The organism is Nonomuraea sp. NPDC050451 (assembly GCF_044458585.1).
In genome coordinates this window covers 17,195-36,412 of sequence record NZ_JBITHZ010000012.1, presented here as the reverse complement: position 1 = coordinate 36,412, position 19,218 = coordinate 17,195, and the positions used below count along the sequence as shown (strand labels likewise).

Sequence of the window (19,218 nt, the reverse complement as noted above, 5' to 3'; positions counted from 1 at the left end):
CAAAGACTGAAGCGGGCCGCTCACACGGGGCACACACGGCGCTGACAAGGGCGCACATGGCACTGACACCCCCGTCCTGCGCTGCGTTCGGGTGATTTGGGGACTCGCGGGTGCGTGCGCGAAGATCTGGGGATGGACGGGGGTGCGCGGCTTCGCGTCACGCTGCTCGGCGCCTTTCAGGCGTCTCGCGGTGACGCCGCCCTGTCCGTCCGGGGTGCGCGGTTGGAGGGCCTGGTCGTACGCCTGGCGCTCGCCGGCGGGCGCGCGGTCGAGCAGGGCGTCCTGGTCGACGCGATCTGGGCCGAGGACCCGCCGGCCGGCCCCGCCCACGCCCTGCAGGCCCTCGTCTCGCGGCTGCGCCGGGCCCTCGGCTCGGCCGGCGACGTCGCGCAGGTCGCGGGCGGCTACCGGCTGGACGTGGACGCGGCCGACGTGGACGCGCTGCGGTTCGAGCAGCTCGCCGCGGCCGGGCGTGACCGCCTGCGTGCCGGCGACCCGAATGCCGCGGCTGCCGTGCTCGGCGAGGCCGTGGCGCTGTGGGGCGACCGTCCCGGCGCCGAGCCCACCGCCGTCGCCGCGGTGGCGCCCGCCGCCGCGACCCGGCTGGCCCACGACTCGGTCGAGGCCGTCGCCGACCTCGCCGACGCCGAGCTGTCCCTGGGCCGCGCCGACGCGGCAGCCGCCCGCCTGACCGCCCTGCTCGCCGAGCACCCCGTCCACGAGCGGGCGGCCGCGCTGCTCATGGACGCGCTCGCCGCCCAGGGTCGCCAGGCCGAGGCCCTGGCCCTGTACGAGCGGGTCCGCGAAACCCTGGCCGACGTCCTCGGCACCGACCCGGGCACCGCCCTGCGCGAGCGCCACCTACGCCTCCTGCGCTCCGAACGACCCGCCCCGGACGCCGTACCGACCAGACCGAGCAACCTGCCCGCGCCGCTGACCAGCTTCATCGGGCGCGACGACGACCTCGCCCGGATCGGCACGCTGCTCACCGCCGGGCGCCTGGTCACCGTGGTCGGTCCCGGCGGCGCGGGCAAGACGCGTCTCGCCGTCGAGGCCGCCCGCCGCCACCGCCACGACTACCGCGACGGCGCCTGGATGATCGACCTCGCCTCGGTCACCGAGCCGGCCAAGGTCGGCGCGGCCGTGCTCGCCGGGATCGGGCTGCGCGGGGGCGCGATGTTCGAGGCCCGGATGCGGGTCGAGGGCTCCGACCTGGACGTACTCGTCGACCAGCTCGGCGGCCGGGAGAGCCTGCTGCTGGTCGACAACTGCGAGCACCTGATCGACGCCGTGGCCCACCTGGTCGCGGCGCTGCTGTCCCGCTGCGCCGGGCTGCGCGTGCTCGCCACCAGCCGCGAACCCCTCGCGGTCGACGGCGAGGCGCTGGTGCCGCTCGGCCCGCTCGCGCTGCCCGGGCCGGACGACGGCGTCGAGCAGGCCCGGCGGGCGGCGTCGGTACGCCTGTTCACCGAGCGGGCCGCGGCCGTGCGCCCGGGCTTCGACGTGGACGGGACGACGCTGCCCGCGATCCTGCGGGTGGTCCGCGGCCTGGACGGGATGCCGCTGGCGCTGGAGCTGGCCGCGGCCCGGCTGCGGACGCTGTCGCTGCCCGAGCTGGCCGACGGGCTGTCCGACCGGTTCCGGCTGCTCACCACCGGCAGCCGCACCGCGCTGCCCCGGCACCGCACGCTGCGCGCGGTCATCGCCTGGAGCTGGGAGCTGCTGAGCGAGCACGAGCGTACGGTCGCCGAACGCGTCTCGATCCTGCCCGGCGGCGTCACGCCGGCCTCGGCCACCGCGGTCTGCGCCGGCACCGCGGTGCCGGCCGCCGAGATCCCCGAGCTGCTCGCGGGTCTGGTCGACCGGTCGCTGCTGCAACTCGCGCCCGACCCGGGCCGCTACCGCATGCTGGAGACGCTGCGCGAGTACGGCACCGACCGCCTGGCCGAGACGGGCGACCTCGGCACCGCCCGCGACCTGTCCGCCGGCTACTTCGCCGAGCTGATGGCCCGGTACGACCCGCAGCTGCGCGGGCCCGGCCAGCTGGCGGCCATGCGAGTCATCGGCGCCGAGTACGACAACGCGCTGGCCGCCCTGCGCCGGCGGTGCGAGACGGGCGACGCCCCCGGCGCGGTCGCTCTCGCCCTGAACCTGACCTGGTACTGGCAGATACTCGGTCGGCACCCTGACGCTGCCTACTGGCTGGGCGAGGCGCTGGCGGTGCCCGGCGGCGAGCCGACGCCCGACCGCGACTGCGCCCACGCGATCTACCTGATCAACCGGGTCGACCCCCGGCCGGGGATGACCGCCGAGGAGGCCGCGGACGACCGGGCGCAGATGCGCGAGCTGGCCGACCGGCTGCTCGCGTACCCGGAGCTGCCGGGCCCATACGGCGCGCTCGCCGCGCTCCCGCTCGCGTTCCGGCATAAGGAGAAGGCCACGCTCGCGATCATGGGACGCCTGGCCGACGGCGACGACGTGTGGCTGTCAGGGCTGGCCCGCATGTTCCGGGCCCAGTTCGCCGAGAACGCGGGCGAGCTCGACAAGATGCGCACCGACGTGGAGGCGGCCCTGGCCTGCTTCCGGCAGCTCGGCGACCGCTGGGGCCAGGCCACCGTGCTGCCGATGCGCGCCCAGCTGCGGCAGTACGACGACGACCTCGACGGCGCGCTGGCCGACCTGCGCGAGGCCCGGTCGCTGGCCGGTGAGTTCGGCTCGCTCAGCCTCGGCGACGAGGTGTTCGGCGACCTGCGCTGGATCGACCTGCACCTGCGGCGCGGCGACACCGACCTGGCGATGGCGATGATCGACTCGGCCCGGGAGCGGGCGCTGCGCGCGGCCACGCCGGAGATGCTGTTCCTGGTCGAGGCGTGGGAGGCCGTCTTCTGGGTGCGGCTCGGCGACCTGGACCGGGCGCGGGCACTGCTCGACGACGCCGAACGGGGTCTGCACGGCGACACCACGTTTCCCGGTGACCACGCGCGGACGCTGGTCGGCAGCGTACGGGCCGCGCTCTGCCTGGAGACGGGCGATCTGGCCGGCGCGGAGAAGGCGCTGGAGAAGGCGTACGCGGCGGCGCTGGAGACCCGGGACCTGCCGATCCTGTCGCTGGTGGCGGTGAACGCGGCCGCGCTGGCCGAGGCGCACGGGCGGCATCACGAGTCGGCCGTCCTGCTCGGCGCCGCCTCCCGGCTGCGCGGCGCTCACGACCGCACCGATCGGCAGGTTCGCGAGCTCACCCGCCGGGGGCGGGCCGCGCTGGGCGAGGAAGCCTTCGCCGCGGCGTACGGGAAGGGCTGGGAGCTGGACGGGAAGACGGCCGTGACCGAAGTCGACCCGGCCCGGCTGCGCCGGGAACTCGGGACGGCGCACCCGGATCCTGAGTGACCAGCGGGGCCGTAAGGCCTTGGATGTTGAGTTGAGCTCAACTAACATGGCGACGTGGAGCCATTGTCCGAACGCGCCGCCGCCACCCACCGCCGCATCCTCGAAGCCGCCGCCGCCGAGCTCATCGAGACCGGCGACATCGAGGTCGCGGCGGTCGCGCGCCGTGCCGGGCTCAGCGTCGGCCTGCCGTACCGCTACTTCGGGACCCGCAGCGGCTTGATGAGCGCACTGCTCGCCGACTTCTACGACCGGCTCGTGAACGAGACCGTGCTCGGCCACTTCTCCGGTCACACGTGGCTCGAGCGCTGGCGGGCCCAGCTCACCCGATGGGTCGACTGGGTCTACGACGAGCCGCTCGCTTCCGTCGTACTCGGCCGGATGGTCGGCGACGCCCAGGTCGCCGCGATGGAAGCCCGCTGCGCCAGGCAGGTCATCGCCCTCGGGGCCAAGCACGTGGCCGCCGGCCAGGCCGAAGGCGTCGTCACCCGCGGGCGCGACGCCGAGCTCATGTCCGCGGCCGTCGTCGGCGGCATGCGCTCCGTCCTGGCCGTCGTACTCAACCAGGATCCCCGCCCTGACCGGGCCGCGGTGCTGCAGGAGATCTGGGAGTTCAGCACCGGCGCGCTCGGCGCGACCCGGGACGACACGCCATGACCGGCAGGAGCCGGACGTCGGCCACCGCGGGAGCCATGTCCGCACTCCACCGTGACGGCTACCTCGTCATGCACGACCTGCTCACCCCTGCCGCCTGCGGCCGCATCCGCGCCGAGCTCACCCCGCTGCTCCGCCCCGCGGGCCGTGACCCCTTCCGGTCGAGCCACATCCGCCGCGTGTACGGGGTGCTGCACAACACCCGGGCCACGGATGCCCTCATCGACCATCCCCGCGTGCTGGCCCTCCTCGACCGGCTGCTCCTGCCCAACTACCTGCTGTCCCAGCTGGAGGTCATGGAGGTCTCCCCCGGCGCGCCCGCCCGTCCCGCGAGCTACGAAGATCAACGCTATCCGCTTGCCCGCCCCCGGCCTGCCCTGTCCGTCACCGCCCTCTGGACCCTCGGCCCGGGCACCGTCCTGACGGTGTGGCAGGGCAGCCACCGCTGGCCCTCCCGTCACCCCACCACTGCGGGCGCGCCCCTCACTCCCCCGCCCGGCTCCTGCACCCTGCTCCTCGGCACCCTCTGGCATGGCCGGCCCCCGCAATCGGCAACGCCGTCCTTGACCGTCACCACGCAGTATTGCGAGCCGTGGCTACGCACCCGGGAGGCGTTCACCCTCTCCCCCGGTCGGCAGGTGGCCCGGCAGCTCAGCAACCGGATCCGCCGCATGCTCGGGTACAGCATCCACCCCCCGGACACCGGACTGGTGGACGGCATGCACCCCTACCGCCTCTTCTCCTGACACCGTCGATCCGTGTCGCGGACGGCAGCCCAGGCTGCGACGCGTGGCGCTGAGACGGCCTCCGCGGCCCTGCGGCGACGACCATCGCCGCAGGTGAGCGGATCAAAGGAAACCGGTGATCAGCCTTGTGGCACTGACGCGCTGTCCGCTGGAGATCCAGTTGCCGCCGAGGGTTCAGCGCTCGGTCCGGCCCCGGTCTCGGCCGGGCGGTCGTAGACTCCTACGGCCCACCTGCCCGGCAGTTCACCGATCTTGGCCGACAGCCGTTCGCGCACATCGGGGCGCCACAGCAACTGGGCTGTCTCGTCACACAGTTTCGCCTTCTTCGGACAGGCCGTGACGCCTTTCGCCACTTCCTGGACCGGGGCGTCCGCCGGAAAGACCCAGACCTGCATGGACTGCGGACGCTTCAACCAGTCCGAGGGTGCAGAAAGCCGGTCGTGATGCGAGCCTGCCGACTCCCCGCACCGTCCGATCCCACCACCCATCTCACCGCCCCTGAGCCCTTCCACTGTGACCACCCACGCCCGGGGATCGTCGCAGACCACCTTGAACCCGGTGGAGAAGCTGGTCGGAGTGAAGGTCACCGTCCGGGCGACGCCCACCGTCTCGAACCGCTGGGAGTGGATGAGGGAGAGGTCGAATTTCTCGGCCCCCAAGCTCACGGGAAAGCTTTCGGGGAGCTTCGGTCCGGGCTCGACCTGCACCGAGTCCGCAGGAGGCTGGGCTGCCGTGGCCCCGCCCACTCGGGGTGCTCCGGCCAGCAGGCCGTTGCCCAGTCCGACGGCGGCGACCGCGATGACCGCCACTGCCCCGGCCGTCACCGCCTGCCGGGTACGGCGCATGCGCCGGCCCCGCCGCACGATCGCGTCGAGATGAGCCGACGGTTCGCGGCCGGCCCGTTCCTGGGAATGCTCGGTCAGAAGCGTACGCAGGTCGTTCTCGGTCTGCCTCATCGCTGGACCCCCTCCAAGTTCATGGTCTGGATGTCGGGATCGACCCGAAGACGAGCGAGGGCCCGGCTGAGCTGGGTCTTCACCGTTCCCAGCGAGCAACCGACGATGTCGGCGACCTGGGTGAGCGTCCGGCCCTCGAAGTAGTGCAGAACGATCACCGCGCGCTGACGAGGAGAAAGGGTGCCGATCGCGTTCCACAGCGCGGCCTTCTCTTCCACCTCGGCGGCCAGGTCGCGTGGATCGGCCGTCTCGGGGAGAGTCTCAGCCGGGACCTCCCCGCGCCAGAGCCTGCGCCACCACGACGCGTGGGTGTTCACGATGATCCGATAGACGTAGGGATCGGGATTGCCCTCGATCCGGCGCCAGGCAAGCCACGCCTTCGCCAGCGCGGTCTGCACCACATCCTCGGCCGTACCCCAGTCGCGGGTCAGGAGATATGCCATCCGGCACAGCCGTAAATGCCGGTGTGCCACGTACTCGGCGAACCCGTCGTCCATCCATCATCTCCGCTCGTTGTCTCTGGCGATGACTACAACCTGGGAGACGCATACGGATGACAGGCTCCCGCCACCTTCTTCGGCGCGCTGAGAGGAGGCACCCCGCGGCACCGCGCGCCGGCTACGACCCGGTGCTCGGTGCCGACGGGGTACGCCAGGCGTTCTGGCCGAGGTCCTCGACGGACAGCCGTTTCGCCCGCGCGGCCGGCGGTGGCCGTCAGGGCGACAGCGCCGCACGGACCGCCTTGACGCGTTCCTCGGTGAACACCCCCGTGTCGAGCAGGTCGAGGATCGACAGGACGCGGCCGCCCGAGCCCCAGCTGCCGTCCTCGATCACCCGGAAGTTCACCCACCACGCCGGGGACGGGGCCGGCAGGCCGCAGGCCTCGGCCAGCGCCGCCAGAATGCGTTCGACGGCCTCCGCGCGAACCTCGCGTCGCCAGTCGGCGTCCATGACGACCACGTCGATGACCATCACGTCCTGCTCGGCGTCGGCGAGCAGGGTGCCGCCGATCGCCATCATGTCGGGTGCGCGCTCGACGAAGTGGACCTGGAAGCCCACCCAGGCGGCCGGCGCGAGCTGCCCGACCTCCGGCACCAGGACCGCGTCGGTCAGCGTCCGGGCCAGCACGCGCCGCTGCTCGACGCTCAGCCGTCCCTGCGGCGCGGTCACCGTGATCACTGTCATTGTTTCCTCCTGTGACGGTCGTCCTCAAAGGGCGAAGTAGGTTCGTAGCTCCGGGGGCAGGGCCGCGGGGTCGGGTTGGAAGATCTCCAGCAGGAGCCGGTCGGGGGCCTCGGCCATGGCGTAGCGGGCGGTGGGTTCGTGGCGGATGTCGGTGACCGGGACGCCCGTGGCGCGCAGCCGTTCCACGACGGTTTCCAGTTCGTCGGTCTGGATGCCCAGGTGGTGGACGGTGGAGCGTTCGGTGCTGCGGGGAGGCTGGTCGTAGAGGTGGATGCGGCCGGCGCCGACCGTCATGAAGACGTTGCGGGCGCCGGCGAAGACGTCGTCGTAGACGACTCGGGCGCCGAAGCCGTCGCGCCAGAAGGCGATGGTGGCGTCGATGTCACTGGCCATCAGGTGGGCGTGGTGCAGGTTGATCATGGTGTGGGCCCGTTTCGGGTCGGGAGCGGGTCGCGGGCCAGGACGAGTTTGGTGGTACGGGCGGCATAGGCCGTGGGGGCGTCGTCCCAGTCGGCAAGCAGGGTGATGACGCGTTCGGCGGGGAAGCCGGTGCGGTGGACGAACTCCAGGAGGTCCGGGAGGGTGGCGCGGGCGTGGGAGACGCCCACCCGGAGAGTGGCGTCGGTGGCGTACATGCGCATGAGAGGGACGCGGGTGCCGGTCGCCAGGTAGTAGCCCACTGCGGTGCAGACGCCGCCGGGAGCCGTCGCGGTGAGCGCCCGGCGCAGGCCGGAGGCGCGTGAGGTGGCTTCGACGACGATGTCGTAGGCGCCGCGGACGGGACCGGTCAGCGGCCGGGCCTCGGCGCCGAAGGATTCGGCGATCTGGCGTCGCCCCGGGGCGTCGTCGAGGTAGTGGACGGTTGCGGCGCCGTGGGCGACGGCGAGCCCGGCTGCGTACAGACCGATGCTCTTGGCGCCGCCGCCGAGGATGAGCACCCTCGCGCCTTCGCGCCGGGCGAGCAGGGGGACGACCGTCCGCCAGGCGTCGGCGAGGTTGTCACTGGCCGCGGCGACGCGCAGCGGCGGAACGCCGTCCGGGACGGGGACGAGCATGTGGTCGGCGTGGGGGACGCGGATCCGGTCGGTGACCATGCCGCCCCACGGGCCGCTGGCGGGGCCGAAGCCGTAGGCGGCCAGGGTGCCGCGGGTGGTGGTGGCGCATTTGGAGGTGAGCCCGGCCAGGCAGCGCGGGCAGGTGCCGCACGAGACCGCCCACGGGACGACGACGGTCTGGCCGATCCGGACCCGTCGCACGCCGGACCCGACGGCGACGACTTCGGCGACGCATTCGTGGCCGATCGGGAAAGGCCCGTGGAAGGGGACCTTCCCGCAGATGGAAGCCACGATCGGGTCGACGAGGCCGAGCGCCATCCCCGCCTGCAGCGCTCGTGAGACCGGCCGGTGGATCGGGAGGGTGTCGCCGTCGCAGCGGCCGGCCAGGAACGGGCGGACGATGGCGTCACCCGGTTCGGCCGGTTGAGACGCGGCACGCTCGTGCCAGGCGAGGCGACCGCTGCGCAGGAAGACGAGTTCGCGCACGCTGTCGGGGGTCATCGCGGCGCTCGCAGACCGCCCACCATGCGGGGCACCTCGTCCTCGGCGGTCGTCCGCGCCTGCGCGGGCGGCCCGGTGAGGTAGCTCCACGCCCGGGCGCGGAAGAACGCCGTGTCCGGTGCGCCCTCCCGGCGCAGCGGCGCCCGCGCGAGCTCGCGCCGGACCTCCGCCCGGCCCTGGCCGGTCAGCGCCCCGGAGGAGGCGGTGAGCTGGATCATCGGCCTGAGACACCTCCTGGGGAGGACGATTTATGACGGTCGTTATAACCGCTGCTCACGGTAGGCTATAACGCACGTCATAATCAACCTGGGGTACTACATGGCACAGCGGGAACCGCGGTCACGGGAGCGGATCATCTTCGGCGCCGCCGACCTGATCCGGCGGCGCGGCCTGGCAGGAAGCACGGTCCGGGACCTGGCCGCGCACTCCGGCGCGCCCCTCGGCTCCACCTACCACTACTTCCCGCGCGGCAAGCAGCAACTGGCCGCCGAGGCGGTCCGCTTCGCCGGCGACCTGGTCACGCGGGTCCTGGAGCGGGAGCTCAAGGCCGGCCCGGCGGCCGGTCTGCGCGCGTTCCTGACCTTGTGGCGGCAGACCGTACTCGACAGCGACTTCCGCGCCGGCTGCCCCGTCCTGGCCGTCGCGGTCGAAGAGCCTCCCGCCGACGGCCCTCCCGAAGCGATCGACGCGGCCGCCGAGGTGTTCGGCACGTGGGAACGGATGCTCGCCGCGTCACTGCGCGACCACGGCGCCGACCAGGCCCAAGCCGCCCAGCTGGCGACCCTGATCGTGGCGGCGACCGAAGGCACGGTGGCGATGTGCCGCGCCCAACGCGACATCCGCCCCCTCGACGACGTCACGATCCAGCTCGAAGCACTGGTACGGCACGCGACCGGCGGCTAGACCGGGCCGAGAGTTCGAGGAGCGTCACTCTCGTGACCGATCGGCCTACCGCGTGTGACGATGGTGTGTGAAATCTGGGATGCTTCGCCCCGGTACGAGCACACGCCAGTCACTGTGGAGGCGGACGAATTGCGGCTGAACGGAGATGAAGGACTTGGCGCGCGATTCCAGGTGGAGCAGGGAGCGACCGTCGCCGAAGGCAAGGGCGAGGTGCTCTTCGCCTACGACGAGAAGCTGAAGCTCCCCGTTGTGCTCAAGCGCACCCATTCGGGCGAGGCCCGCGCTTTCGCCAAGCTCGTCCATCCCCACATCGTCACCGTTCACGACGTCCTGACCGTTGACGACGGCCCTCGGGCCGGCACGTGGCTGGTCATGGAACGGGTGCCGAACGGCAGCCTGTCGGACAGGAGATTCTCCCCCCAGGAGGCGGCCCGGATCGGCGCGCAGATCGCCGACGCCCTGACGGCGCTGCACCGCAAGGGTCTGATCCACTGCGACGTGAAGCCCGCCAACATCGTCATGGACGCCGAAGGGGCGGCGAAACTGACCGACTTCGACGCCGCGCGGCGGCTCGGCGGCGTGGAGACGATCTCTCCCGACCGCCCGATCTCCTACACGCCCGACTACGCCGGGCCCGAGCTCATCGGGGGCCGCCCGGATACGGCCTCCGACGTGTTCTCGCTCGGCGCCACCGTCTACACGTTGGTCGCCGGGAACCCCCCTCGCCCCTGGGCGCAGGGCGAAGGAGACGAGCGCGTGCCGGACGACGACCGGCGGATCGTGGGATGGGCGACGCACCACGGCGTCATCGAGCTGAGCGCGGAGATCGGGCCGCTGCGGCCGGTGCTGACGGCGATGCTCCGGAGCGAGCCCGGCAAGCGGCCGACCGCCACCGGAGCCCGCGACGCGCTGCGCGACATCGCCGACCCGCCCTCGCGGTGGCGGAGGACCCGCAATGTCGCCGGGCGCCGGTGGCAGGCGCTCTCCGCGGGCGCCGCCGCCCTGGCGCTGGCCGCGACCGGGACGCTCTGGCTCGCCGACCGCGACGACCGTCCCACCGCTCCCCTGCCGATTTCGCCGCCCGCGACGTCCAACTCGCCCAGTCCCAGCGAAAAGGCGAGGATCGTCGCATCCAAAGGCCCCTCGACGACCTACGGCAGTTGCCGGAAGAACTGCGCCTTCGTCGAGTTCCGGGCCACCGGCCTCAAGCCGAACACGAAGTATGTCTTCCGGCCGTACGCCGACAATTGGGGGGCGTTCAACCCTGGAGCGACGTTCACCACCGACGAGAAGGGCGAGCAGCACACGCACGACCGCTTCCCGTGCAGCGCGACCGGCCAGAAGGTGTGGATCGTCGCCGAAGGGCCGGACGGGGAACGAGTCGTGTCGAACAAGTTCACCTGGACGGCCGGATGAACCGGTTATCGGGAAGGACCAGCCGAGCGAACCGGAGGAGGTACTGATCGGTCATCTGCCCCCACACGCCGTAGTAGTCGGCGTTCGACGAGTGCATCGCCAAGGGCAGCTCGACGTTGGCGACCGCGCGTGCCGGCCGGTACAGGTCGTACGCGAGCGGTCACTCGCTCGCTTTCCCTTCCGCGCCTGTCCAGCGCATCGTGTAGTACCGCTGATCGGCCGCGACCGTGTATCCCCGCTCGACCGCGCCGAAGACGATCTCCGGCACCGAGAACTTGCGTGAACGCCCCGCCAGGTTCGCGCGATTGCTGGTAGATCATGGGGCGATCACCGGCGAGGACGAGGGCTTCGTACGCCGCGTCCTCGCCGTGCTCGACGGCCTCCAGACGCACTGGCTGCTCGACCCCGGCGCCTTCAGCCTCGGCGAGAGCTGGAAGAGGGTCGCCGAGGTGCTGCTCGGGCCGGGGCAGCGGTGACGGACCCGTGGGCACGCCGCCAGTGCGTGGCGCGTTCTTCCCGGTCAGTCCGGCTGCCGCATCAGGCGCCGGATGTTGAGGTGGTAGATCTGCTCGCGGGCGGCGTCCGTGACGTCGAGGGCATCGATGACCCGGATGGTCTCGCGGATGTACATGGGGCCGCCTTCGGGGTCGAAGGGGCAGTCGGAGCCGAACAGGACGTGGTCGGCGCCGAAGAAGTCCAGGCCGCAACGGGTGCCGATGGCCGAGCCGGACAGCGCGGTGTCGGCGTAGAAGCGGCGGAAGTAGTCCAGCGGCCGGCGCGGCAGCAGATCGCGATAGTCCTCGCCGGCCGTGCGGCTGCCGAGCTGGTCGCTCCAGCCCAGCCCGATGCGGCCCTCAAGGTAGGGGATCATGGCTCCCATGTGATGAGTGATGATCTTGATGTCGGGGTGGCGTTCGAACAGGCCGGAGAAGACCAGGCGGGCCATGGCGGCGCTGGTCTCGTACGGCCAGCCCAGCGCCCACCAGATCTCGTACCTGGAGCGCTCCTCGGTGGCGTAGTCGGAGAAGGCGGCGCTGCGCGTGGGGTGCATCCAGATGGGCAGGTCGCGGCGGGCCATCTCGTCGAAGACGGCCTGGAAGGCCGGATCGTCCAGGGGGCGGCCGTTGACGTTGGTGAAGACCTGCACGCCGCGCGCGCCGAGCTCGTCGATGGCGTGGGCCAGCTCGTCCAGGGCGGCGTCGGGGTTGTTCATCGGCAGGGAGGCGACGAAGGCCGGGAACCGGTCGGGGTGCTTCTCGCACAGCTCCAGCATCGACTCGTTGGCCAGCCGGGCCAGGGCCGCGGACTCGGCCGGCCCGGCGAGCAGTTCGATGGGCGGCGAGGACAGGGTGAGCACCTGCTGGTAGCCGTCGCCGAACTCGTCCATCATCCGCAACCGGGCGTCGAGGTCGTGCAGCGCGGGCAGTTCCAGCCAGCGCTTGAGCGCGCCGGGGTCGGTGGCGAGCTCGCGCATGCGCTCGAAGTAGCGGGCGGGCAGGATGTGGCTGTAGGCGTCGACCTTCATCGATCTCCTCTTGTCGTCTTCGGGACCCAGCGGGTGATGCGCCGGTCGACGGCCTGGACCAGGGCGACGGCGCCGAGCGCGACGGCGATGATGACCAGGAGCACGGCGAGCACGCTCGCGCTGTCGAACCGGCCGCCGGCCTGGGTGACGATGCGGCCCAGGCCGACGACGGCGATGAACATCTCGCCGTTGATCATGCCGGTGACGGCGCGGCCGACGCCGAGCCGTACCCCGGCCATGATCATGGGGGCGGCCGCCGGGAGCATGACGCGCAGCAGCACCTGGCCCTCGCTCGCGCCGTAGGACCGGGCCATCTCGACCAGATGGGCGGGCACGGACTGGATGGCCGAGGCGGTGTTGATGATGATGACGAACATCGCGTACATCACCACCACGGCGACGATCGAGCCGCGCCCCTCCCCCAGCAGGGAGAAGAAGATCGGCGCGAAGACCAGTGACGGGGCGGTGAGCAGGGCGTAGACGTAGACGCCCAGCGCGGCCTCGACCTTGCGGTAGCGGCCCATGGCCACGCCGGTCAGCAGGCCCGCGACCAGCGAGATCGCGAAGCCGAGGGCCAGGTTGACGAGGCTGTCGCCGAGGCTGGTGACGATCAGGCCGCCGGCGGTCATGTCGGCGAGACGGGCCAGGACCGTGCTGAGCGGGGGGAAGAACGATCCGCCGGCCAGGTGGCCGATCAGCTCCCAGGCGGCCGCGCCGACGGCCAGGCTGACGGGGGCGGCCGGCAGGCGCCGCCAGGACAGCTGCCGGGGCGCGCGGGCCGCGCGCCGCTGGGCGAGGACGCTCATCCGGCCGCCTTCGCCGGGCGGTGCTCCTCGTGCATGTCGCGCAGCCGGTCCCACAGGTACGCGGTGATCTCGACGTACTGGCCGGACCGTTCGAGGGCGCCGACGTCGCTGGAGCGGGGCCGTTCCAGCGGAACCGGGACGATCTCGGCGATGCGGCCGGGGCGGGCGCTCATCAGCACGACGCGGTCGCCGAGCAGCACCGCCTCCTCCATGCTGTGGGTGATGAACACGACGGTCATCCGGTGCTCCTCCCAGATCGACAGCAGCTCTTCCTGCAGCAGGCGGCGGGTCTGCTCGTCGACGGCGCCGAACGGCTCGTCCATGAGCAGCACCCGCGGCCGCACGGCCAGGGCGCGGGCGATGCCGACGCGCTGCTGCATGCCGCCGGACAGCTCGCCGGGCCGCTTGGTCTCGAACCCGGACAGCCCCACCATGGCGATCAGCGAACGGGCGCGCTCCTCGCGTTCGGCCCGGCCGACGCCGCGCAGGCGCAGCCCGAAGGTGACGTTCTCCAGCACGGTCGCCCACGGCAGCAGCGCGAAGTTCTGGAAGACCATGGCGCGGTCGGGGCCCGGGCCGCGTACGGGGGTGCCGTCGACGATGATGTCGCCGTCGTTCCAGGGGATGAGCCCGGCGATGGCCTTCAGCAGCGTGGTCTTGCCGCAGCCGCTCGGCCCGAGCACGGTCAGGAACTCGTTCTCGGCGACGTCGAGGTTCACCTCGCGCAGCGCGTCGACCGGGCGGGAGTCCTGGCCGACGAAACTCTTGCTCAATCCACGGATCTCGATCATCCAGCGCTCCTTGCGGTGATGGTGTGGGCCCAGCCGGTCAGCCTGCGCTCGCCCCACCGTGCGACGGAGATCAGCAGGAGCGCCTCCGCCAGGATGATCACGATGGTGCCGTAGAGCAGCGGGGCCTTGAACAGGCCGCGGTATTCGAGGATCAGCCCGCCCAGCGCGGTGGAGACCATGAGCAGCTCGACGATCACCATGCCGGTGACCGCCCGGCCGATGCCCAGCCGGATGCCGGTCATGATCGCGGGAAGCGCGCCGGGCAGCAGGATCCGGGTCCAGATCTGCCGCTCGCTCGCGCCGAACGAGCGGGCCATCTCGATCAGCGACGGGTCCACCTGGCGTACGCCGGCGCGGGCGTTGACCACCACCATCACGATCGAGAAGATCGTGACGAGGATGACCCGCGAGGCCAGCCCGAACCCGACCGACATCACCAGCAGCGGGATGATCGCCGCCATCGGCGTGACCAGCAGGATGTTCAGGTAGACGTCGGTGAGGCGCTCCAGCAGCCGGAAGCGGCCGAGCACGATGCCCGCGGGCACGCCGAGCACGACGGCGATGCCGAAGCCGAGCACCAGCGCCTGGTTGCTGACGTACATCGCGCGCCACAGCTCCGAGCTGCCCAGCAGCTCGACGGTCGCCTCCACCGTCTCGGTGAAGGTGGGGACGAGCAGCCCGCCCCACTCGCGGGCGTACAGCTCCCAGCCGGCCGCGAAGACGGCGAAGGTCAGCAGCTGGTATGGCAGGCTCGCGCCGGCGATGCGGCGCAGTGCCCCTGGACGGCGCGCGGGCCTGGGTCCGGAGGTCATGCGGCCGCCTTGATGAAGGACAGGTCGGCGGCGTCCTTGGCGGTCATGCCCTGCTTGATCACGCCGGCCCGGACGAAGAAGTCGATGGTGCCCTGGAGGTTCTGTTCGGTCAGGGCCGGCGCGTCGAACAGCTTCGCCTTGACGTACCGCTCGGCGATCTCGGCGACGTGGCCGGTGTCCTCGTCCGGCAGGTACTTGGCGGCCAGGCTCACCAGGTACCGCGGGTCGGCGTTGATCTTGGCGTGCTCGCGGACGAGGGCGGTCACGAACGCCTGCGCCGCGGCCTTGTGCTCGGTCAGGAACCCGGCGTTGGCGTACACGGTCTGCGGGTGCAGGTCGGGCAGGGTCTTGCCGAAGTCGACGACCTGGGTGAACTTCTCCTTCCCCGACGACTCCAGGACGGCCACGTCGGAGATCTCCAGCGGCGTCGCGTCGATCTGGCCCGCGACCAGGGCCTGGGCCCGCACATCGGACCCGCCGATGGTCAGGTAATCGGGCCGCTTGCCGGCGCCGCACTGGGCACCCACCCATTCCTTGGCCATCGCGGTCGCCACCGCGCCCTCGCTGAAGATGCCGAACGGACGCCCGCTCAGGTCGTCACAGGAAGAGATCCCGGGTTTGCTGTAGATCGCCCACTGGTTGCCGATGACATCGGCGATGATCTTGATGGGGGCGTCCTGCTCGATGGCGATCAGCGCCGGGCTCGTCGCCTCGGCCGAGATCGCGTAGTCGCCTTTGGCCAGCCCCTCGATGGCCAGCTCCGGCTCGGCCAGCTCGACCACCTTGACCTGGTGACCCGCCTGGCGGACGGCGTCCACGGCCGCCAGGATCGGCACCGTCGTGAGGTCAGGCTCGATCACCGCCACCGTGAACGACGACGTCCCGTCCGCGTTGGTGCCGGCGCCCCCGCCGCCGCAGGCGGCCACGGCTGACAGGACCGCGAGGGCGGCGATCCGTTTCACATGGGTCCCGGCGCGCATGGCTCCTCCTTCGAGCTCGCACCCGTGGCCTCGGCCCTGTGTAAGCCAAGGTCACCGGCTAGGCAAACGTCTGCCTTACGGGCAAGTTAAAGATCTGCGGCACGACATCGTCAAGAGGGCGTTGCAGGTTAGTTACGTGGCGGTTTTCACCAATCGATTGCCGACCTGGGCAAACCGTGCCATCGTTTAGGCAAACGTTGTCCTTCGGGAGGGTGATACGTGAGCTCGCTGATGGAGGTCGCCAAGGCGGCCGGCGTGTCGGTGTCCACCGCGTCGCGGGTGCTGACCGGCTCCAGCCATCCCATCTCGGCCAAGACGCGCGCCCGGGTGATCGCCGTCGCCGAGCAGCTCGGCTACTCCCCCAGCGCCCTGGCCCGCGCGCTGGTCTCGCGCAACAGCCGCCTGCTGGGGGTCCTGGTCAGCGACATCGTCAACCCGTACTTCTCGGTCATCGCCCGCGGCGTGGACGACGTGGCCAGCCGCGCCGGCTACGTCACCATGCTGTCCAACGTCGACCGGCGCACCACCACCGAGATCAACCGGCTGCAGACCATGCGCGACTACCGCGCCGCCGGAGTGATCTTCGCCGGCAGCGGCTACGACGACGACCCCCACACACCGGAGCTGGTCAAGGCCGTGCGCCAGGCCCGGGAGCAGGGCATCCACACCGTGTCGCTCACCGTCCGCGACATCGGCTGCCCGGTCATCACCGCCGACAGCCGGACCGCCGCGTACGACATCACCGACCACCTGATCTCGCTCGGCCACCGCCGGATCGCGTTCGTCGAGGGCCCGTCCGGCATGATCGCCAGCCGGCAGCGCCGCGAGGGCTTCCTGGCCTGCATGAGCGACGCCGACCTCGCCGAGAACGCGCGGTGCCTCCCGGGCGGCTTCGACTTCGAGGCCGGGCACGCCGCCGCCATGCGGCTCATCGCCCGCCCGCCGCTGCCCGACGCCATCCTGGCCGCCAACGACGAAGCCGCCGTCGGCGCGCTCAACGCCCTACGTCAGGCGGGCATCGACGTGCCCGGCGAGATCTCCGTCGCCGGCCTCGACGACCTCAGGGTCGCGCAGTTCGTCGGCCTCACCACGGTCAGCCTGCCGCTGTACGAGATGGGCGCCATGGCCGCCCGCCACATCATCGAGTCCGCCCCCGGCACGGACGACGCCACGACGACGATCCTGAGCCACCGCCTCATCCCCCGGGAGACCACCGCCCGCCGGGCGTAGCCCTGCGGCGTACGTCAGCCCTCCTGCTCGGTGGGGCGGATCAGCAGCTCGTTGACCGCGACGCGCCGGGGCCTGGTCACGATGTAGCTGATCGCGTCGGCGATGTCCTCGGCCTGCATCCGCTCCACCGAGGAGAACCGCTGGTTGATCTGCTCCTGGATCTGCGGGCGGTTGTGGCCGGCCAGCTCGGTTTCCACCGCTCCCGGCTCGACCAGCGACACCCGGACGTGCCGGCCGGCGAACTCCTGGCGCAGCGACTCGCTGAAGGCTCCCACGCCGTGCTTGGTGAGGTTGTAGACACCGCTGCCGCTGCGCGCCACCCGCCCGGCCACCGAGCTGATGTTCACCATGTCGGCCACCTGGCGGGGGCCGTCCGCGGCGGCCCGTACCAGGTACGGCAGCGCGGCGTGCGCGCAGTAGAGCACGCCGAGCACGTTGACCTCCACCATGCGCTGCCACTCCGCGAGCGGCGCGTCGGCGGCCGGGCCGAGCAGCATCACCCCGGCGTTGTTGACCAGGGTGTCCAGCCGTCCGAGCTCGGTCGCGGTGCGCTCCACGACCTCCTTGGCCTGCCGCTCGTCACTGACGTCGGCCACGAGCGTCAGCGCGGTCCCGCCCTGGCCGCGGATCTTGTCGGCCAGCTCCTCCAGGCGATCGGCCCGCCTGGCCACCAGCGCGACGGTGGCTCCCTGGGCGGCCAGCGCCAGCCCGGCCGCGGCCCCGATGCCGCTCGACGCTCCCGTGATCAGCGCCACGGTGCCATTCAGCCGATCCGCCATCGAAGCCCCCATCAGCCGCGTTCGTGATTCACCTCGCAGGTTACTCCGTCGCTCCCCGGACCTGATCTCGGGGCGGCGCGAGGGCGGTGAAGGCTTCGTCCAGGAGCTCGACGAGGTCGAGCCGGCCGTCGGACGCCGTCCAGTGGTCGACGGCGATGTTCAGGCAGTCGAGGGCGGCGGCCACCCGGACCGACAGGGCCAGCTCCGTCGACCCGGGGGCGGCCGTGCGTTCGGCGAGGGCCTGGACCAGCTCGGGGCGCCAGCAGTGCTGCTTCTCCAGGTGGCGCGCGCACAGGGCGGGAGTGTCCCTGATGAGGCGGGTCGTCGCGAGGGTGCCGGCGCGGTCCTGGTGATAGAGCTCGATGACGGCGTCCAGCGCTCGGCGCAGCGCCGTCCAGTCGTCCTCCCCGGCGGGGCGGGCACGCAGGGCGTCGGCGACCTTGTCGCCCTGGGCGTCGAGGGCGCTGACGACGGCGTCCTCCTTGGTGCCGAAGTAGCGCAGGAAGGTGCTGCGGGAGACGCCGGCCGCCTCGGCCAGGTCGTTGATGGTGACCTTGTCGAAGCCCTCGCGCATGAACAGGTCGAAAGCCACCTGGGCCAGCTCGGCCCGTACGGCGGCCCGTGCGATGTCCCGCGTGCTCGTACGCGCTGCTTCGATCACTCCGCGATCCTACCTCCAATTCGGACCTTGCTTGCAGAGATAGGACCATATAGCTAACCTGACACTCAGTTTCACTATCGACGTACAGATTCACCTGAATGGAGACATAACCCCGTGATTCAGACTCTCGGCCTCATCGGCAGCGGCATGATCGGCGGCACGGTGGCCCGCCTCGCCGTCGCCGCCGGCGTGAACGTCGTCCTCAGCAACTCGCGCGGGCCGGAATCCCTCGCCGACCTCGTCGCCGAGCTCGGCGAGCACGCGAGCGCGGCCACGCCCGCCGAAGCCGCCCGCGCCGGCGACCTGGTGGTGGCCACCATCCCCTTGCACGCCTACGACCGGCTCCCGGCCGCGGACCTGGCCGGCAAGACCGTGATCGACACGATGAACTACTATCCCGACCGCGACGGCGACATCCCGGAGCTGGCCGCCGGCACGCTGACCTCCACCGCCCTGGTGCAGCGGCACCTGGCCGGGGCCCATGTGGTCAAGGCGTTCAACAACATCGACTTCCACCGGCTGCTCACCCTCGCCCGCCCCGCCGGCGCCCCCGACCGCAGCGCCCTGCCCGTCGCGGGTGACGACGAAGGCGCCAAGGCGCAGGTGGCGCGGCTCCTGGACGTGCTCGGCTACGACGCGGTGGACATCGGCACCATCGCCGACAGCTGGCGCATCCAGCCGGGCACGCCCGTCTACGTCCAGCCGTACTTCCCGGCGCAGCGGCCCGAGGGGCTGGACTTCGACGAGTCGTACCGCTGGTTCCTGGACACCCCCGGCGTCCCGGTGCCCGCCGACGAGGTGCGGAAGCTGGCCGAGCTGGCCGTCCTGTAACGC

The 19,218-nt window shown here is 71.8% G+C and carries 21 protein-coding genes; 8 read left to right on the top strand and 13 right to left on the bottom strand.

What is annotated here, in order from left to right; all coding sequences use genetic code 11:
* The first annotated feature begins 114 nt into the window (after positions 1-114).
* The 3 genes from ACIBI9_RS32155 to ACIBI9_RS32145 are packed head-to-tail and all read left to right on the top strand — an operon-like array spanning position 115 to position 4,784.
* The gene (locus ACIBI9_RS32155; protein ID WP_397227406.1) at positions 115-3,387 is read left to right on the top strand and encodes a BTAD domain-containing putative transcriptional regulator; all 3,273 of its coding nucleotides are present in this window, start codon (positions 115-117) and stop codon (positions 3,385-3,387) included.
* 54 nt (positions 3,388-3,441) lie between these two features.
* Positions 3,442-4,041: a TetR/AcrR family transcriptional regulator gene (locus ACIBI9_RS32150; protein WP_397227404.1), complete on the top strand. Its 600-nt coding sequence runs from the start codon at positions 3,442-3,444 to the stop codon at positions 4,039-4,041.
* A gap of 35 nt (positions 4,042-4,076) precedes the next feature.
* Positions 4,077-4,784 (top strand): phytanoyl-CoA dioxygenase family protein, encoded by a 708-nt coding sequence (locus ACIBI9_RS32145; protein ID WP_397227402.1) that lies wholly within the window; start codon positions 4,077-4,079, stop codon positions 4,782-4,784.
* Positions 4,785-4,903: 119 nt separating this feature from the next.
* Here ACIBI9_RS32145 and ACIBI9_RS32140 read toward each other — a convergent pair whose 3' ends face one another.
* From ACIBI9_RS32140 to ACIBI9_RS32115, 6 genes are all read right to left on the bottom strand, one after another.
* Positions 4,904-5,740 (bottom strand): hypothetical protein, encoded by an 837-nt coding sequence (locus tag ACIBI9_RS32140; protein ID WP_397227400.1) that lies wholly within the window; start codon positions 5,738-5,740, stop codon positions 4,904-4,906.
* The gene (locus tag ACIBI9_RS32135) at positions 5,737-6,237 is read right to left on the bottom strand and encodes a SigE family RNA polymerase sigma factor (RefSeq protein WP_397227398.1); all 501 of its coding nucleotides are present in this window, start codon (positions 6,235-6,237) and stop codon (positions 5,737-5,739) included. The genes ACIBI9_RS32140 and ACIBI9_RS32135 overlap by 4 nt, the downstream gene beginning before the upstream one ends.
* Positions 6,238-6,454: 217 nt before the next feature.
* Positions 6,455-6,925, bottom strand: coding sequence for a 4-oxalocrotonate tautomerase family protein (locus ACIBI9_RS32130; RefSeq protein ID WP_397227396.1), 471 nt, complete (start codon positions 6,923-6,925; stop codon positions 6,455-6,457).
* Positions 6,926-6,949: 24 nt separating this feature from the next.
* On the bottom strand, positions 6,950-7,345 hold the full coding sequence (locus ACIBI9_RS32125; protein WP_397227394.1) for a VOC family protein: 396 nt from the start codon (positions 7,343-7,345) through the stop codon (positions 6,950-6,952).
* Positions 7,342-8,481 carry a zinc-binding dehydrogenase gene (locus tag ACIBI9_RS32120; RefSeq protein ID WP_397227392.1) on the bottom strand — a complete coding sequence of 380 codons (1,140 nt, stop codon included), beginning with the start codon at positions 8,479-8,481 and terminating at the stop codon, positions 7,342-7,344. The genes ACIBI9_RS32125 and ACIBI9_RS32120 overlap by 4 nt, the downstream gene beginning before the upstream one ends.
* Positions 8,478-8,699 (bottom strand): hypothetical protein, encoded by a 222-nt coding sequence (locus ACIBI9_RS32115; protein ID WP_397227390.1) that lies wholly within the window; start codon positions 8,697-8,699, stop codon positions 8,478-8,480. Before ACIBI9_RS32115 ends, ACIBI9_RS32120 begins: the two co-directional genes overlap by 4 nt.
* A 100-nt stretch (positions 8,700-8,799) precedes the next feature.
* Here ACIBI9_RS32115 and ACIBI9_RS32110 point away from each other — a divergent pair, with 100 nt between their 5' ends.
* From ACIBI9_RS32110 to ACIBI9_RS32100, 3 genes are all read left to right on the top strand, one after another.
* Complete coding sequence (locus ACIBI9_RS32110; RefSeq protein ID WP_397227388.1) at positions 8,800-9,384, top strand: TetR/AcrR family transcriptional regulator; 585 nt, start codon at positions 8,800-8,802, stop codon at positions 9,382-9,384.
* 171 nt (positions 9,385-9,555) lie between these two features.
* Positions 9,556-10,800 carry a serine/threonine-protein kinase gene (locus ACIBI9_RS32105; RefSeq protein ID WP_397227386.1) on the top strand — a complete coding sequence of 415 codons (1,245 nt, stop codon included), beginning with the start codon at positions 9,556-9,558 and terminating at the stop codon, positions 10,798-10,800.
* A 227-nt stretch (positions 10,801-11,027) separates the two neighbouring features.
* Complete coding sequence (locus tag ACIBI9_RS32100) at positions 11,028-11,276, top strand: hypothetical protein (protein WP_397227384.1); 249 nt, start codon at positions 11,028-11,030, stop codon at positions 11,274-11,276.
* Between the two features lie 44 nt (positions 11,277-11,320).
* Here ACIBI9_RS32100 and ACIBI9_RS32095 read toward each other — a convergent pair whose 3' ends face one another.
* From ACIBI9_RS32095 to ACIBI9_RS32075, 5 genes are read right to left on the bottom strand one after another with little or no spacing between them, the layout of a single operon-like run.
* Complete coding sequence (locus ACIBI9_RS32095; RefSeq protein WP_397227382.1) at positions 11,321-12,325, bottom strand: amidohydrolase family protein; 1,005 nt, start codon at positions 12,323-12,325, stop codon at positions 11,321-11,323.
* Complete coding sequence (locus ACIBI9_RS32090) at positions 12,322-13,131, bottom strand: ABC transporter permease (RefSeq protein ID WP_397227380.1); 810 nt, start codon at positions 13,129-13,131, stop codon at positions 12,322-12,324. The genes ACIBI9_RS32095 and ACIBI9_RS32090 overlap by 4 nt, the downstream gene beginning before the upstream one ends.
* The gene (locus ACIBI9_RS32085; RefSeq protein WP_397227378.1) at positions 13,128-13,922 is read right to left on the bottom strand and encodes an ABC transporter ATP-binding protein; all 795 of its coding nucleotides are present in this window, start codon (positions 13,920-13,922) and stop codon (positions 13,128-13,130) included. The genes ACIBI9_RS32090 and ACIBI9_RS32085 overlap by 4 nt, the downstream gene beginning before the upstream one ends.
* Positions 13,919-14,734, bottom strand: coding sequence for an ABC transporter permease (locus ACIBI9_RS32080; protein ID WP_397227376.1), 816 nt, complete (start codon positions 14,732-14,734; stop codon positions 13,919-13,921). The genes ACIBI9_RS32085 and ACIBI9_RS32080 overlap by 4 nt, the downstream gene beginning before the upstream one ends.
* Entirely contained in the window at positions 14,731-15,714 is a 984-nt protein-coding gene (locus tag ACIBI9_RS32075; RefSeq protein WP_397227374.1) for an ABC transporter substrate-binding protein, read from the bottom strand. The genes ACIBI9_RS32080 and ACIBI9_RS32075 overlap by 4 nt, the downstream gene beginning before the upstream one ends.
* A gap of 219 nt (positions 15,715-15,933) precedes the next feature.
* On the opposite strand from ACIBI9_RS32075, the gene ACIBI9_RS32070 reads away from it, so the two are divergent.
* Positions 15,934-16,944, top strand: a complete 1,011-nt coding sequence (locus ACIBI9_RS32070; protein ID WP_397227372.1) for a LacI family DNA-binding transcriptional regulator — start codon at positions 15,934-15,936, stop codon at positions 16,942-16,944.
* Positions 16,945-16,958: 14 nt separating this feature from the next.
* Here the strand turns inward: ACIBI9_RS32070 and ACIBI9_RS32065 are convergent, their stop codons facing one another.
* On the bottom strand, positions 16,959-17,723 hold the full coding sequence (locus ACIBI9_RS32065) for an SDR family NAD(P)-dependent oxidoreductase (protein ID WP_397227370.1): 765 nt from the start codon (positions 17,721-17,723) through the stop codon (positions 16,959-16,961).
* A 40-nt stretch (positions 17,724-17,763) separates the two neighbouring features.
* Positions 17,764-18,384 carry a TetR family transcriptional regulator gene (locus ACIBI9_RS32060; RefSeq protein WP_397227368.1) on the bottom strand — a complete coding sequence of 207 codons (621 nt, stop codon included), beginning with the start codon at positions 18,382-18,384 and terminating at the stop codon, positions 17,764-17,766.
* A 114-nt stretch (positions 18,385-18,498) separates the two neighbouring features.
* On the opposite strand from ACIBI9_RS32060, the gene ACIBI9_RS32055 reads away from it, so the two are divergent.
* The gene (locus ACIBI9_RS32055) at positions 18,499-19,215 is read left to right on the top strand and encodes an NADPH-dependent F420 reductase (protein WP_397227366.1); all 717 of its coding nucleotides are present in this window, start codon (positions 18,499-18,501) and stop codon (positions 19,213-19,215) included.
* The last annotated feature ends 3 nt before the right edge of the window (positions 19,216-19,218 follow it).

Bases quoted from the DNA above. Each gene is read 5' to 3' on its own strand.
- ACIBI9_RS32145 (WP_397227402.1), top strand. From the start codon at position 4,077: ATGTCCGCACTCCACCGTGACGGCTACCTCGTCATGCACGACCTGCTC.
- ACIBI9_RS32140 (WP_397227400.1), bottom strand. From the start codon at position 5,740: ATGAGGCAGACCGAGAACGACCTGCGTACGCTTCTGACCGAGCATTCC.
- ACIBI9_RS32135 (WP_397227398.1), bottom strand. From the start codon at position 6,237: ATGGACGACGGGTTCGCCGAGTACGTGGCACACCGGCATTTACGGCTG.
- ACIBI9_RS32130 (WP_397227396.1), bottom strand. From the start codon at position 6,925: ATGACAGTGATCACGGTGACCGCGCCGCAGGGACGGCTGAGCGTCGAG.
- ACIBI9_RS32125 (WP_397227394.1), bottom strand. From the start codon at position 7,345: ATGATCAACCTGCACCACGCCCACCTGATGGCCAGTGACATCGACGCC.
- ACIBI9_RS32120 (WP_397227392.1), bottom strand. From the start codon at position 8,481: ATGACCCCCGACAGCGTGCGCGAACTCGTCTTCCTGCGCAGCGGTCGC.
- ACIBI9_RS32115 (WP_397227390.1), bottom strand. From the start codon at position 8,699: ATGATCCAGCTCACCGCCTCCTCCGGGGCGCTGACCGGCCAGGGCCGG.
- ACIBI9_RS32110 (WP_397227388.1), top strand. From the start codon at position 8,800: ATGGCACAGCGGGAACCGCGGTCACGGGAGCGGATCATCTTCGGCGCC.
- ACIBI9_RS32095 (WP_397227382.1), bottom strand. From the start codon at position 12,325: ATGAAGGTCGACGCCTACAGCCACATCCTGCCCGCCCGCTACTTCGAG.
- ACIBI9_RS32090 (WP_397227380.1), bottom strand. From the start codon at position 13,131: ATGAGCGTCCTCGCCCAGCGGCGCGCGGCCCGCGCGCCCCGGCAGCTG.
- ACIBI9_RS32085 (WP_397227378.1), bottom strand. From the start codon at position 13,922: ATGATCGAGATCCGTGGATTGAGCAAGAGTTTCGTCGGCCAGGACTCC.
- ACIBI9_RS32080 (WP_397227376.1), bottom strand. From the start codon at position 14,734: ATGACCTCCGGACCCAGGCCCGCGCGCCGTCCAGGGGCACTGCGCCGC.
- ACIBI9_RS32075 (WP_397227374.1), bottom strand. From the start codon at position 15,714: ATGCGCGCCGGGACCCATGTGAAACGGATCGCCGCCCTCGCGGTCCTG.
- ACIBI9_RS32065 (WP_397227370.1), bottom strand. From the start codon at position 17,723: ATGGCGGATCGGCTGAATGGCACCGTGGCGCTGATCACGGGAGCGTCG.